This window comes from Dyella acidisoli (assembly GCF_030160295.1).
Classification (GTDB): domain Bacteria; phylum Pseudomonadota; class Gammaproteobacteria; order Xanthomonadales; family Rhodanobacteraceae; genus Dyella_B; species Dyella_B acidisoli.
Map to the genome: position 1 here is coordinate 1 of NZ_BSOB01000013.1, position 15,016 is coordinate 15,016.

General features: G+C 58.9%; 11 protein-coding genes. 8 read left to right on the forward strand and 3 right to left on the reverse strand.

Annotated features, from left to right (window positions below):
- Positions 1-153: 153 nt before the first annotated feature.
- On the reverse strand, positions 154-921 hold the full coding sequence (locus QQJ86_RS08760) for a Mut7-C RNAse domain-containing protein (protein ID WP_284320551.1): 768 nt from the start codon (positions 919-921) through the stop codon (positions 154-156).
- 256 nt (positions 922-1,177) lie between these two features.
- On the opposite strand from QQJ86_RS08760, the gene QQJ86_RS08765 reads away from it, so the two are divergent.
- Positions 1,178-1,531 carry a hypothetical protein gene (locus QQJ86_RS08765; RefSeq protein ID WP_284320552.1) on the forward strand — a complete coding sequence of 118 codons (354 nt, stop codon included), beginning with the start codon at positions 1,178-1,180 and terminating at the stop codon, positions 1,529-1,531.
- 231 nt (positions 1,532-1,762) lie between these two features.
- Here the strand turns inward: QQJ86_RS08765 and QQJ86_RS08770 are convergent, their stop codons facing one another.
- Together QQJ86_RS08770 and QQJ86_RS08775 are read right to left on the reverse strand one after the other, a co-directional pair.
- On the reverse strand, positions 1,763-2,185 hold the full coding sequence (locus QQJ86_RS08770) for a response regulator (protein ID WP_284320553.1): 423 nt from the start codon (positions 2,183-2,185) through the stop codon (positions 1,763-1,765).
- Between the two features lie 87 nt (positions 2,186-2,272).
- Entirely contained in the window at positions 2,273-3,202 is a 930-nt protein-coding gene (locus QQJ86_RS08775) for a M14 family metallopeptidase (RefSeq protein WP_284320554.1), read from the reverse strand.
- A gap of 168 nt (positions 3,203-3,370) precedes the next feature.
- Here QQJ86_RS08775 and QQJ86_RS08780 point away from each other — a divergent pair, with 168 nt between their 5' ends.
- The 7 genes from QQJ86_RS08780 to QQJ86_RS08810 all read left to right on the forward strand — a co-directional run bounded on the left by QQJ86_RS08780 (position 3,371) and on the right by QQJ86_RS08810 (position 14,681).
- Positions 3,371-4,012 carry a TIGR02466 family protein gene (locus QQJ86_RS08780; RefSeq protein ID WP_284320555.1) on the forward strand — a complete coding sequence of 214 codons (642 nt, stop codon included), beginning with the start codon at positions 3,371-3,373 and terminating at the stop codon, positions 4,010-4,012.
- A 239-nt stretch (positions 4,013-4,251) separates the two neighbouring features.
- Entirely contained in the window at positions 4,252-4,767 is a 516-nt protein-coding gene (locus QQJ86_RS08785; RefSeq protein WP_284320556.1) for an RNA polymerase sigma factor, read from the forward strand.
- The gene (locus tag QQJ86_RS08790; protein WP_284320557.1) at positions 4,760-5,863 is read left to right on the forward strand and encodes a FecR family protein; all 1,104 of its coding nucleotides are present in this window, start codon (positions 4,760-4,762) and stop codon (positions 5,861-5,863) included. The genes QQJ86_RS08785 and QQJ86_RS08790 overlap by 8 nt, the downstream gene beginning before the upstream one ends.
- Before the next feature lie 342 nt (positions 5,864-6,205).
- A complete protein-coding gene (locus QQJ86_RS08795; protein ID WP_284320558.1) occupies positions 6,206-9,010 on the forward strand; it encodes a TonB-dependent receptor in 2,805 nt (934 codons plus the stop codon).
- Between the two features lie 332 nt (positions 9,011-9,342).
- Positions 9,343-10,782, forward strand: a complete 1,440-nt coding sequence (locus QQJ86_RS08800) for a CehA/McbA family metallohydrolase (protein WP_284320559.1) — start codon at positions 9,343-9,345, stop codon at positions 10,780-10,782.
- Positions 10,783-10,944: 162 nt separating this feature from the next.
- A complete protein-coding gene (locus QQJ86_RS08805; protein WP_284320560.1) occupies positions 10,945-13,164 on the forward strand; it encodes a sensor domain-containing diguanylate cyclase in 2,220 nt (739 codons plus the stop codon).
- A gap of 497 nt (positions 13,165-13,661) precedes the next feature.
- Positions 13,662-14,681, forward strand: coding sequence for an extracellular catalytic domain type 2 short-chain-length polyhydroxyalkanoate depolymerase (locus QQJ86_RS08810; RefSeq protein WP_284320561.1), 1,020 nt, complete (start codon positions 13,662-13,664; stop codon positions 14,679-14,681).
- Positions 14,682-15,016 lie beyond the last annotated feature (335 nt).

Sequence of the window (15,016 nt, forward strand, 5' to 3'; positions counted from 1 at the left end):
GTGGCACACCTTGCCACCTTGGTGAGGCCTCATACATAGATGCAGCCGGCATTCGGGGATGAAAAAAGCGGTTGACGAAGGGGGCGAGTCCATACATAGGCTGGAATGAAAACCCCAACATCGCCATACGCATACATGGCAATGTTGGGGTTATCACCCCAACCTACAGGGCTCCTCAACGCCTGCAATCGCTCGCAGATATTCCCGCATATGTTGCCAATGCGAGCCTTCCCAATACACGCGATGGCATTGGTTACACGTGACGAAGTGATTCTGACGTTCCAATACGCTCGCAGGCACGCGCTGATGCAGAAAAGCCTTGTCGATATCATGCAGCGGGGCGTTGCAGTCCAGGCATAGCGTGAACGGCCGTGCGCTGGCACTCAAGTCCAGCCGCGCAATGACTTCGCGTAATTGCTGCGGCGACTTCAATGCATGCACATAGCATCCATGCGTGACTTCGCGTCGCTTGAGCAGTTCTCTGTCTCGAGTAAGGATGATGCGCTCTTCCTGCAGCGATAGTTCTAGGATGCGGTCGTCCTCGAAATGGTTGTCGTACAGGGTGTCGAAGCCGCACATTCGAAGCAGGTGCGCAAGGCCACCCATGTGGGCATCGGCTACGAAGCGCGTTACGCGCAAGGGTTGTGCGCGGACGTGCAACAGAGGCGTGATGTCTAGCGCTTCGAATTTGGGGTACACCGCCACGCGATCGCCGTCGCACAGAAGGTAGTTGAAGCCGGTGGATTCGCCGTTGACGAGCACCAGTTCAACTTCGGTGTGTGGCACGCCGAGCGCTTCGATCATGTGTTTGGTGGTTGCGGCACGCGCGCAGCGTCGCTCGAATTCGCGCCGACGGAGGGCAGGCGCAAGAAAGTCGTTCAACTCCTCGTAAAAGCGGAAGGTTGCCGTGACCATATCCATCGATAGGTGATGCTGGCTCGGATAAGGCAAGGTGAAATAGAGCGCTCCGTTCGTGCAGGCAATGACGGCTGAAAAAACTCAGGGGCCTTAAGTACTTAAATCGCTAAGCCCCATCTGCTCGGCCAGTCCGTAAAACCTGACTCCTGGCGTCTGTCGATTTTGCGCTCGATGGTTCGTCGGGATATCAGGACACTCCACGCAAAAGCTGGAGTTGGTCCAGGCAACCCCTTTTCCCTGTACGAACCTGGAGCGAGTCATGCAACGATTTCTGGCGGTTTACATCGGTACCGAGGCTTCAATGAACGAGTCCGGATGGAACGCATTGAGCGAGAGTGCGCGTCAAAAACGTGAAAAAGCGGGCCTAGCGGCCTGGAAAAAGTGGGTCGAAGCCAATCAGGATTCGATCGTTGAAATCGGCGCGCCGGTAGGCAAGACCTTGCGCACGTCCAAGCGCGGCATCGAAAAAACCAAGAATGAATTGGCGGGCTTTACGGTCGTACAGGCTGAGTCGCACGAGGATGCGGCGAAGCTGTTTGAAGGCCACCCTCACTTCACGCTGTTTCCGGGTGATTCGATTGAAATCATGCCGTGCTTGCCGGTGCCTGGATGATTCTGTTGGATGCCGGTGCGATTGGCGTGCCTCACTACCATCCCGGCATGGCTGGACGCGAGCATTGCTCGCGTCACTCCACCCTAACCCTCCCCTGCAAGCAGGGGAGGGGACTGTACATCGTGTCGTGGAGACTCGAGGCTAAGCCATCGTCGCGCACGTAGAGAGTCGACTTCGCCGTTATGGATGGGACTGGCTGCTTGTTGAGCTCTTTTCCAGCGAGTATTGCGATCAATCCGCACGCTTCAGCCACTGCCGTTCAATCTCCTTGATCATGGCGCAGGTGTCCTTGAATCCGGCGGGTTTGCAAACGTAGCCATTTGCGCCGTAGCGGAGGGCTTCGGCTTCGACCTCTTCCGCAGCGGATCCACTGTAGATAAGCACCGGCACCTCTCTGGTCCGCTCAGCGGCACGCAATCGCGCCAATACTTCCAGCCCATCCAGCCGGGGCAGATGCATATCGAGCAGGATGAGTTGCGGCAGCTGAGCAGAAGCAGGTTGCCCGTTGCCGAGCAACATATCTAGAGCAGACTGGCCGTCGTACACGGCCTGGATGGTGACCTGGGAGTCGTTGACCTTCAGGGCGTACTTGAACAAGTCAGCTGTTGTGGGACTGTCGTCAATCAGCAGAATATCCGGCGCATCCGTACTCATGCAGCACCCCCTGGGAGAGTCCACCAAGTACCGCTCGATACCTACGCCATTAAAGACTAATCCAAATGGCGTAGAGGGTGTCAAATCTCAGGAATTCGCCGTTTCTGCCAATACGAAATCGATGGCCGCGCAAACCGCTGCCACCTGCGCAGCAATGCACTGCTCGGGGCTTGTCCGAGGGCTATCTGGATAGACCTCTGTGGTTGTCGTGTAGCGCGCCTCAGTAATTCCCGCGCAAAGACCGAGCTTGCGCATCGAATATTCGATGACGCCCGGCGCAACCACCGTTGAACCGATGATCTGGCCGTTGCAGTCGGCAGGCGCGATATGCGTGACTTTCGCTACCGCCGCGATCACGGCCTGTTGAAACGCTGGTTGCGGATTCTCGCTGTCGTCGACCAAATAGAAACCGTCTGGAACTTCATCCGGTTCAAACGCGACGCCGTCGCGAGCAGCTAGCGCCGGACGAAATTCGGATTCGTCGCTGTCGGTGGTTTCGTGCAGGTCGATGTGCATCATTACGCTTTCGCGGAAATCTTCCACTAAACGCATCAAAGCCGCCGACTCCCGCGCCGGGCTGTCCTTGCGGAACGAACGATTCGGATCCAAAGCGTGCGGATTCCAGCGGTGAATCCGCTCATAGGCCCAGGGGCTGACGCAGGGCGCGACGATGAGATTGATTCGGCCTTCGTAGGTCGATGCATGTTGCTCCGCAAATCGTAGCGCCCCATGCACGCCGCTGGTCTCGTAGCCATGTACGCCGCCTGTCACCAGCACATAAGGCAATTCGTCCCGCCACTGGCGGCTTTTGATGGCCATCAGCGGATAAGTTTCCGGCGAATAATCCAGACGTCCATATTCCACCACGTCGTAACGCGAGCGCAGCGAATCAACCACGCTCAATACGTCTTTCTCGTAGCTACGATGGCGCGTCTGCTTCGCCAACCACGTTGCGACCTCGGCTGAACCCCAGGGAACACCAGGTGTGCCAATCGGGTAGGGGGCGAGGGTCGTCATGGTATGGCTGGCTCCAAGGTGTGATTAGGGTGTCGCTGTAAAGCGACGTAATGTAGCACCGCCGGAGAGGGGCGGTTCGAGGGTGTCGCTCGAAAACGCATCACGTCTGTGAACCGTCACAGTTAGCCACTATGGTGCGTGTCGATATTTTTTCAGCAGGTGCTGCGAATGAACGGGTCATACACGGTAACGCTGGGTGAGCGCGTAACGTCTTCGCCGACGACATTGCCACCTGCACAGGCATTCGATCTGTTTCCCACGCGTATCTGGCAGGTACCGCTCAAGCAGCTTGCACCCCACTTCGCAGGATGGGTGGAGGCAATTCTTGCCATGCGAGCTGCGGCGCCGGTTCCGGCAGGGCGCACCAATCGCGGTGGATGGAACAGCGTAGACAATGCGGTGCTGGATCAGCCGATCTTTGCCGAGCTGAATCAGGCGGCACGGCATTACTGCTCGCAGGCGTTCAGGGAGATGGACTTGGGTACGCCGGCAATTGCCCTGCAATCGTGGGTGAATATCCATGATCGCGGCGGTTTCAATTTCCAGCACATGCATGAGGGCGCGCTGTTGAGCGGCACGTTCTATCTGCAGGTGCCGGAAGGATCGGGGGCGTTGGTGTTCAAGGATCCGCGGCCCGGAGTGCTGAACGCTTATGCCAAGGGCAATGGAGCGAATGCGTACAAGGACATCCAGCTGCGTCCGTTTGAGGGATTGCTGGTGTTGTTTCCGCATTGGTTGGAGCATTTCGTGGAGCCGCATGAAAACGAAGTGCCGCGGGTTTGTATTCCGTTCAATGCGCTGAGGAGTTGAGTTTGCGACGCTGAGCCTCGTGCTTCCTTGCCGTCATTCCCGCGAAAGCGGGAATCCATCTTCGCTTTCCGAATCAGAGCAAAATGGATTCCCGCTTTCGCGGGAATGACGGCCGTGAGGGAGCATGTGCCATCATGCAGCCAGGGCATCTCTTCACAAAACCGTCACAAGCGACCCATACGCTCTCTAGCGGCGTGGGCGCTACAGCCTGTTTCGGCGAATACGCTCGGGGAGGCTCGGTGCGCGAAAAGCATGCGACATGGTCGACGTTGTTCGCGGAAAAGCGCGCGACGCTCAGTAACTATTTTCTTCGTCGTGTTGCGCACCGCTGGGATGCGCAGGATCTGGTGCAGGAGGTCTATCTGCGCCTGCTGCGCATCGAGCCGGCGGACGCGGCGAATATTCGCAGCCCGGAAGCTTATCTGTTCACCGTGGCCGCCAACCTGGTCAAGGAGCACGCCGTGCTCCGCCAGCAGCAGCCGCTGGGCAGCGATGAGCTGGAGCAGGTGGTGGAGCATCTCGTGGCACCAGCCAATGTGGAAGCGGACATGGACAGCGAATCGCGGCAGAAGCGGCTAGGTGCGCTGATCGACCGGCTCTCGCCCAAGTGCAAAGCCGTGCTGATCATGCATTACCGCGATGAGATGTCGTATCGCGAGATCGCCGAACGCATGTCGATATCGACCCACATGGTGAAAAAGTACATCGTGAAAGGACTGGCTGCTTGCCGGCAGAGGATGGCCGACTATGAGTGAATCGACCTATTTCGACGCTGCACGTCAGGCACGGCGCATCACCGAGCAGGCGGTTGCCTGGTACATCGAGCAGCAGGAGCCGCTCAGCGAACGGCAACGTGTGGCGTTCCTGGCTTGGCTACGCACATCGCCGCAGCACGTGGCCGAATATTTCGCGGTGGCGCGCATGCATGGCGACCTCACAGCCGCAACGGCACTCGAAAAGCTCTCCGCGGAAGAGCTGGTGGAGCAGGCGCGGCACGAAAATCAGGTGGTGATGTTTCCGAAAGTGGGACGCACCATACCGCGTGAGCGTGATACACATGCAGTACGCAGCGGTCGTGGGAAACGCCTGCTCGCCGGATTGGCGGGAGTGGCCGCCACGATTGCTGTGGCCTGGCTAGGCCTAGCGCATTGGCGTACACCCGATGCCGTTTCCCAGCAACAAGACGTGCAGAACTACGCGGGCAATAACGACGCAGTGCGTTCGTTGAAACTTGCCGATGGCACCCTGGTGCAGCTAGATAGAAACAGCGCGATCGACGTGCATTTCGACAGTCACTATCGCCGCATTGATGTCGTCCGTGGTCACGCTTTGTTCGACGTCGGCAAGGATGCTGCGCGACCGATGCTGGTAAACGTAGGTGGCCACGTTTTGCAAGACATTGGCACGGTTTTCGACGTGAAGCGCGACGCAAGCGGCGATACCTTGACCGTGATCAGCGGCCGGGTGCGTGTGTTGAATGGCTCGAATGCATCGCCGCTGGGCAGCGACGCGCTGGCGGACCTTACCGCTGGGCAGCAGATCGAATTGGGTTCGGCAATCATTGGCCCGGTGCATCCGGTACAGATTCCCCAGGCCACCGCTTGGCTGCCGGAAGAGATTCGTTTTCAGCGCGAAACCGTTGCTGACGTAGCGCGTCGCTTCAATGCTTACACCAGCAAGCCGCTGGTCATCGAGGATGAAGGCATCGCGGGCAAACGCATCAGCGGCATTTTTCATGCGAACAATCCGCAGGCGTTTGTGGCTTATCTGTCGACTTTGCCGAATGTGCGGATCATCGATGGTGCGGATCACATTCGTGTGGTTGCGGCGCGTCACGCGCGTGCCGAGTAGTGCCGGTTTTTTTCTCCCTCCCCTACGTGCAGTAGGGGAGGGTCGGGGTGGGGTGAAGCAGTCTTGCGATGATGTTGAATCGAAGCCTCACTATTGTCCCGGCGTAGCCGGACGCGAGCTTCGCTCGCGTCACCCCACCCTAACCCTCCCCTGCAAGCAGGGAAGGGAACTGTATGTCGCAAATCAGAAACTGAAACGAAATCCGGCCAGCTGTAAGAAAAAATTCATCGGATCGGAGGTACCCGGTTTCCTGTCGGGAGACTCTTGAATGGTAAGGGCCGGCGAATAACGCAGGATGCGGCAACGACCTGCCACCGTTACCTACCCAAGGCTGCTCCCCACATGCGTAATCGTTTGGCACTTCATATCGCCCTGATATTGGGCACGAGCGTTCCCTTCGCGGCGTTCGCACAAACCACCACCACCACACTGCACACCACTGCCATCGCACCCATGCCACTGGCTAAGGCATTGGAGAATTTTTCGCACGAGGCCGGACTGCAGATCGTCTACGGTTCGGAGATCGCAGACAGCATCCGCAGCCCGGGTGCCGATGCAGGGCTACCGCCGGAACAGCAACTGCGCCAGTTGCTCGCAGGCACGGGCCTTAGCTATCGCTTCGTAACGCCGAACACGGTGACGATCGTCCCGGGAAACGTGGCAACCAATGCGGGCAATCCGGCCTCCGCTGCGGTAGCGACGGCCGGTAGTGCAGATCCTCAAGCGGTTAACAGCGGCGCGGTACAAATGAATGGCGACAAGACCGCCAAGGATCTTGCGCGGGTAGTGGTTACGGCGCGTTCCGGCGTCGATCTGCGCACGCGTGCACAAACCAGTTATTCGATCACCACGATCGATGAAGACCGTCTACGCATGCAGGCGCCGACCAGCGTGACGGAAGCGGTGAAATCCGTGCCGGGCTTCTGGGTGGAAGCCTCAGGCGGTGAAGCGAGCGGCAATATCCGCGCGCGCGGCATTCCGGTCGATGGTTTCGGCTCAGTGAATTTGCTGGAAGACGGCATTCCCGTGCAGCACGATCCGGCGTTGGGCTACCTCAATGCGGACCAGGCGTTTCGCCTGGACGAAACGATCGATCGTGTCGAAGTCGTGCGCGGCGGTCCGTCCTCGATTTTCTATTCGAACGCGCCGGCCGGTGCGATCAACTTCATTCCCCGTCAGGTCGATGACATGGCCGAAGGCCTGGTCAAGTACACCGCCGGCAACTATGGCCTGGGTCGGCTGGACTTCTGGTATGGCACGCCGATCGGCGACGGTTGGAAGCTCAGCACCGGCGGTTTCTTTCGCATCGACCACAACATTCGCAATCCGGGATTCAACGGTGACAACGGTGGGCAGTTGCGCGCCACCCTGTCCAAGCAGTTCGAGAACGGCAACTTCAGCTTCGACGTGAAGCGCCTGGATGACAGGGTCTATTTCGATCTCGGTCTGCCGATGTATCGCAATCCGAGCGGCGACCTGGTGGCCGTACCTGGCATCAACGGCAATTACGGCACGGTGGCTGGTCCCGATACCGAACACGTGCAGCTGCAGCAGGGCAACGGCAGCTATTACAACTTCGACAATTCGCTGGGCACCGACGTGCAGCGCACGCAGCTCACAGTGAAGTTCGACTACAACCTGTGGGACAACTGGAAGGTGGCGGAGGATCTGCGCTACAGCGACACCAGCACGCAGCGCAACGGCGTGTACCCGAACGCGATCGAAACGCCTGCGGCACTGTACGCTTCAGCGGCGGCGCGTTTGAAGCAGTACTACCCTGGTGCCGCAGGCATGCAGCTGCAATACGCGGATTCGGGCGTCGTGTTCGGCCCCAACCAGAACGGCAACGGCTTGGTGATACTCGGTGGCCTGCGCGGCATCACCATGCCGATGGACGAGTTGACCAGCAACACGCGCCTGATGCGCAAATTCGAGTTCGGCGATCAGACGCACGATGTGACGCTGGGTTACTACCACGCGCATTTCAACCAGAGCTTCGATCGCTTCTCGTCCACCGTGCTGCTGGATACCGAGAACAACGCCAAGCTGCTGAACCTTGTCGCGGTGAACGCGGCGGGTACGCCGATCGGCATGCTCACCGACGGTGGCATCTACAGCAACGGTTACGAATGGGCGCATGCCCATGGTACGTCCGATACCGATGCGTTCTACGCATCGGACGAATGGCAGGTGACCGACAAACTACGCATTGACGCCGGCGTGCGCTGGGAACGCGTGGACACCCGCGGCTGGACCGAACTGTCGACCAATGCAAACCTGGGTACACCGTGGAGCTCGTCGATCATCACCGGCAACGGACAATATGCCAGCTACGATCACAGCTTCCATAAGTTGGGCTGGACGGTGGGTGCGAACTATCAGTTCAGCGATCAGCAGGGCGTGTTTGCACGCTATACCTCCACCTTCCGTCTGCCCAACCTGAGCACGTACATCACTTCGCCGACCGCCACGCCGGTCACGCAGACGATGATCCTGCCTGAAATAGGCTACAAGTTCGCGAACCGTTACATCGAAACCTACGAGACATTCTTCTACACCCGCTACAACAATGTCGGTTTCAGCAACTACGTATTCAACCCGAACACCGGTGTATCGACGCCGCAGCAAGGCTACGCGGATACCGAAACCTACGGCTTGGAACTGGAAGGCACGATCTATCCGACGAAGTGGTTCGACCTGCAATACAGCGCCACGCTGCAGGATCCGCGTTACAAGGGTTTGCGCTACACCACCATCCAGGCAGGCGCCCCGGTGTTGCTCGACTACAACGACGACCAGCTGATTCGCGTGCCGCGCAAGAGTTTCCGCATCGTGCCTGGCGTGAATTTGCTCGACAATAAACTTCGCCTGCAGCTGACTTACGAGTACGAAGGCAAGCGCTTCTCCGATACCGCGAACTCGGTGGAGCTGCCGCAGTACAACACGTTGAGCTTCAGCGCGCGTTATCAGGCCACGCCGGAGCTGTCGTTCTTCTTCTATGCGGACAATCTCAACAATTCGCTGGGTTTGACGGAAGGCAATCCGCGTTCGGGTGAGTTGAAGAGCAGCGATGCGGGCGCGACGGTGTTTATTGCGCGGCCGTTGTTGGGGCGGTCGTTCAGGGCTTCGGTGATGTATCGGTTTTGATCATTAGCTGATCTGGACGGCACTCCACCATGCGCACCTTTACCTCACCGTCATTCCGGCGAAGGCCGGAATCCAGTACTAACATGTTGTGCGTAGCACTCAACACAAAGGAAGTTAAGAGTGCTTCGCACGATGTATTTGCACTGGATTCCGGCCTTCGCCGGAATGACGGTGAGGCAAGAAAACAGCGTGACGATTCCAAGCCACCTTCAAAGCCAGTCAAAGCCATGAAAGATCGATTTCACCTCAGCTCCGTTCCCGTCCTGGTGCTAATGGTTTTGCTGATGTGCCTCGCGTGCACTGTTCATGCAAACGGTGACACTCCTGACCTAGTGCTCAAAGGCCAAATTCACCCCGCCGACAACCACACCTATCACCCCGTTCCGTTCACTGTCCCCCCGAACGTCACCCGCATCACCATCCAATTCGACTACACCGGTCGTGACCAACACACCACCATCGACCTCGGCCTGCTCGGCCCGGATGGTTTTCGCGGGCAAGACGGTTTCCGTGGCTGGAGCGGCGGCAGCAAGAAGCTCTTCACCATCAGCGCGACGGACGCCACGCCGTCGTTTCTGCCGGGCGCCATCCGTCCGGGGCGCTGGACCTTATTGCTGGGCATTCCCAACATCCGCCAAAACGTCACGGCCGACTACACGGCAAAGATCTGGTTCGGTCATCCAGGCGATCCTGCGTGGTTGCCCGAGGTGCTGAATCCACCGTTGCGTAAACAAGCAGGCTGGTATCGCGGCGATTTGCATATGCACGGCGCGCACAGCGACGGCAGTTGCACTAGCCAAAGCGGTAGCCAGCGTGTGCCGTGCCCACTCTTTCTCACCATCGAAGCAGCCTTGCAGCGCGGGCTCGATTTCATTGCGCTGAGCGATCACAACTCGATATCGCAAGCGAACGACATGCGCGAGCTGCAGCCGTATTTCGATCGACTGTTGCTGATTCCGGCACGCGAAGTCACCACGTTCTATGGCCATGCGAACCTGTTCGGCACGGACGAGCCGGTGGATTTTCGCGTCGGCAGCGCCACCGTGCCAGACTGGAATGCCTTGCTGCGCGAAGCGGCCAAGCTGCACGGGCTGATGTCGATCAACCATCCGATTCGTCCTGATGATGAAACCTGCATGGGCTGTGGCTGGGCGCCCGCCAAGCCGGTGGATATGCATGGCGTGCAGGCGATCGAGGCCGTCAACGGCATCGATGCGATGCTGCCCGATACGGGCATTCCGTTCTGGCAAAAATTGCTCGACCAGGGCTATCGCCTCACCGGCGTTGGCGGCAGCGACAATCACGATGCCAAGCAATCGCTCACCGTGCTGGGCGGTGGGTTGGTCGGTACGCCGACCACGGTGGTGCATGCCAGCGAGCTGTCCATGTCGGCGATCCTTGTCGCCATCCGCGCGGGGCATGTATTCATCGACGTGCAGGGCACGCGTGATCGCATGCTGGATCTCACCGCGCAGGCAGGTCAGCAGTCGGTGGAGATGGGCGATGCGCTGACCGTACCGGCGGGTGCGAAGGTGCGTTTCACCGTCAAAGCGATGGCTCCTGAAGGTGCGAAGGTGGAAATCATCGTCGACGGCAAGCCCTGGCAGCCGGGCGCCGACCTGGGCGTGCACGGCAACCTGGATCGGCCATTCGATTGGACAAGTGACGGCCAGCGGCACTGGGTACGCGCGAATGTGCGCGGCACGGCCGGGGAGCTCTTGCTGGTGGGAAACCCGATTTACATCGATCTGGAAGGTCAGAATTCGCGATAGGTCGGGGTCAAACCCCAACATCGTGGTGTGTGCACGCGGCCATGTTGGGGTTGCTCCCAACATGCCGGGAATAACGCCCACGCAGCCACCCGTCTGGCAGGACTCTTGCATCCCTTTCCGGCAAGTGGGTTCGCCCGCAACCGCAAAGGACTCAAGCCAGACATGTCCGCCAGGCGCGCCCCGTATGAGCTGTGGCCGATCGTCGCCGCCTTCGTGCTGTCCGGCGGGCTATCGTTCTACGCGCTTGCGCTGGCCCGGGCCAATCACACTCCGGTCGTGCTGTGGCTGGCCAATGGCGCGCTGATCGGCTGGCTGGTGCAGAAGCCGCTCAGCCGCAGCTGGCCGCTGTTGGCGTCGGCCTTCCTCGGGCTCGTACTGGCCAAGCTGTGCCTTGGCGATCCGCTCGCATCTACGTTGTTGATCGGCCCGTGCCATGCGCTGGAAACGGTGATCGTCAGCGAAGCCATTCGCCGGCGTTTTCCACATCTTTCACCGCGCACGCGCTTCATGGATCTGGCGCGCGTCGGCGTGGTGAGCGCCCTGATTGGCAGCGCGCTGTGTGCATTGGGCATGATGAGCATTCTGCATCTGTGGTCGGGTGCGGATGTGCTGGTGAGCTTGAACACCCTGTTCCGCGCACATTTCGTAGGCATGATCATCGCCGGCAGCACGTCGCTGGTGATGGTTACGCCGAGCCTGCGGCACATCGAGCCAGGCAGAATCTGGGTATTGGTGCGCGATCTGTTGCTGATGACCGCGGTCACGGTGGGCGTATTCGTGGAATCGCACATACCGATGGTCTTCATGATCTACCCGCCGCTGTTGCTGCTGGTGTTCCGCCACCGTTTCGTCGGCATGGTGATGGGCATGACGATCCTGTCGCTGGTGGTCGGCCTGGTCACTACGTTGAATGTCGGTCCATTCAATCTCGTCGCGGGCGTCACACCGGCTTTTCATGTCGTGATGGCGCAGGTATTCATCGGCGTGTCCTGCTTCGTGGCACTGCCTATCGCGCTGGCGCTGGCAGATCAGGATCGATTGCGCAATCGCATGCATGAAAGCGAGCTGCGCTATCGCATGCTGGCCGAGCACAGCGGCGACCTGGTGATGCGCATTCGCACCAACGGTGATCGCATGTATGTGTCACCGTCGGTCAAGGAACTGCTTGGCTGGGAAGTGGAGGATTTCCTGAAGCCACGGCCGGACCTGATCCATCCGGACGACCGTGAGCGCATCGCCGCCGAAGTGTGCAAGTTGCGTGCACAGGGCGGCACCACCACCGCGACGTACCGCTTGCAGCACAAGGACGGTCACTATCTTTGGATCGAAGCCTTCGCGCGCCTGGTGCCAAGCCCGGACGGCGATGGCGCGATGGACATCATCTACACCGGCCGCAACGTCACCGAGCGCGTACGCATCGAACAGGCGTTGCTGGAAAGCCAGGCGCAGTTACGCACCATCACCGACAACATGCCTGCCGTCATCGCGCGCATCGACACGACCTGGCGTTATACCTACGTGAATCGTTTCGTCGAGCAGATTTTTGGCAAGACGCCGGCGCAGGTCGTCGGCAGGACCGTGCGCCAGGTGCATGGCGACGCCGTCTACGATCGTCTGAAGCATTATCTGGAACGCGCCTGTGCAGGCGAATCCATGCTGTTCGAATACGAGGTGAAACACCACGACAAGCGACTGCACTTCCAGGCCCACTACGTGCCCGACCTGGATGCGGACGGCAAAGTGCGCGGCGTCTACGAGCTCACCACCGAGATCACCCACATCAAGAACGTGGAGCACGAATTGCTGCGCCTGGCGCATCAGGATGCACTTACGGGCCTGGCCAACCGTCGCTACTTCAGCGAGCGGGTGCCGGCACTACTCGATATGGCCCAGCAACATAACGCGCCAGTGTTGCTCGCGCTGGTGGACATCGACAATTTCAAATCCATCAACGACACCTACGGTCACGCCATTGGCGACATCGTGCTGGCCGAGGTAGGACGTTGCCTGCAAAAGCTGGTACGCGAAGGCGAAATGGTGGCGCGCATCGGCGGCGACGAATTCGTGGTGTTGAGTTGCGATTTCGGCAACGTCAGGCACGCCAACGCATTCACTCAGTCGTTGTGGGAACGCCTGCATATGATGGTCGATGCTGGTGTCGCGCAAGTGGCGGTGAAAATGTGCGTTGGCGCAGCGGTCTGCAAAGACGAGGGGTCAGTCGACGGTTTGATGAAACTGGCCGATGAAGCGCTGTACCAGGCGAAGGAGGCGGGCAGGGACACCTATCGCGTGCTCACTCGCGGCTTTAACGGCGGCGGTAACGACAAGGGCAATAGCAACAGTCATCGCCCCAACGAAGAAGTGAAGGTTCGCCAGGCGTGACGATGAGTGCAAGCATCATCGGTGACAAGCAGCTGGGCTGCAGGTTTTTCAACAAAGTGATGAAGTGAAGTCCGTGCGACTTTGCAAGGTATAGGGTTGGAAGAGGGCGCGTGTGGCGCCCTCTTTGTTTATATGCGTCTCGCATTTTTGGCAATCCGCATGTTGTCGCGGTAATGCTCAATTTCTCCGCGCCGTCATTCCCGCGAAAGCGGGAATCTATCTTCGCTTTTCGCTCCCAAAAGCAACATGGATTCCCGCTTTCGCGGGAATGACGGTAAGACACAAGTGAGGCTTCTAGAGCTGTATAGATACCTGATCAACTTGCCGCAAGAAAGCTCAGCATAGCCCCTAAGTCCAATTCTCCCCATCTCACTTTGGTGTTCTCTTATCCAGGCAACAACCGGTAAGCGTTGCCCATCCTCATCTGGCCGCCTGTGCGCTGGGTGCATGCGGCCGCGTGCTTTCAACATGCGTACCTGATTAGGGAGGACCTCGTCATGTTGTACAGATTTTCCCGTGTTTTGCTGTGTGGTTTCGCGTTGATGATTTCATCGATGGCGTGGGGCACTTCCGCGCTCGGTTCCTACAACATTGCGCCGAATTCAGTCACCGTAGCCGGCATTTCTTCCGGCGGTTACATGGCCGTCCAATTACAGGTTGCGTTTTCGCGCGCTATCTACGGCACGGCCGTCATGGCTGGCGGCGCGTACTACTGCGCGCAGGACGACGAAGCGTATTGGGGTACGGCCTGCGCGACGGGTAATGGTGTGCCGGTGTCATCGCTGGTGGACTACACCAACCAGCAAGCCGCGGCAGGTGCGATCGATCCTGTAAGCAATATTGCAGGCAAGCCGATCTATATGTTCAGCGGCATGCTAGACACAGTGAACTACCAGGCGACGATGGACGACCTGTACAGCTACTACGGGAGTTTCACTTCGACCGACAACATCACCTACAACAACTACACCGCTGCCGAACACGCGTGGATCACGCCCGACTCTGTCGTACCGTGCTCGTATCTCGAAGCCCCATTCATGAACAACTGTGGCTTCGATGCGGAGCAAACTTTCCTCGCGCTGTTCTACGGCGCGCTCAACGCGCGCAACAACGGAACGCTGGGCGGCAGCTTCATTCAGTTCAATCAGAATGCCTTTTGCCCGCACAGCAACTGCGCCGCAATTTCGATGGACAGTACGGGCTGGGTGTTTGTGCCGAAGAACTGCGCACAAGGGCAAGCATGCCGGCTGCTAGTGGCCTTGCACGGTTGTTCGCAGAACCAGGAAACCATCGGCACTACCTTCGTGCAGTACGCCGGCATCAATGAGTGGGCCGATAGCAACAACATCATCGTGCTGTATCCGCAGACGATCAACGCAACGGTGCCGTACAACCCATACGGCTGCTGGGATTGGTGGGGTTATACCAATGGGAATTACGCGCTGAAATCCGGACCGCAGATGGCGGCGATCATGGCGGAGGTGAACAAGCTGGCGGGTGGCTCGGTGCAGTTTTGAGTTCAAGACTCATCGTGAATTATCGTGAGTGAGCCCCTCTCCGTTTGGGAGAGGAGCCTGCCCTCGACTCGATCGGGGGTGCCGAGAGGTGGGTGAGGGTTCGGGCGAAGCGTAATGCTGGTTTCTTGTAGCAAGCCGTTGTTACCGCGCGCTGATCGTACCGTCACCCCAATCTCCTCTCGCTTTGGCCTGATTAGCGTGTCGCCTCAGCTTGCCATGTCGTGGTGTTGTGGCATTGCCTGCGGCGCTTCCGGTCGCGAAGCGACCGGGTCACTTTTCTTTGCTGGCCCAAAGAAAAGTAACGGCGGAGTCAATCTAGAAGTGCATCATCAATC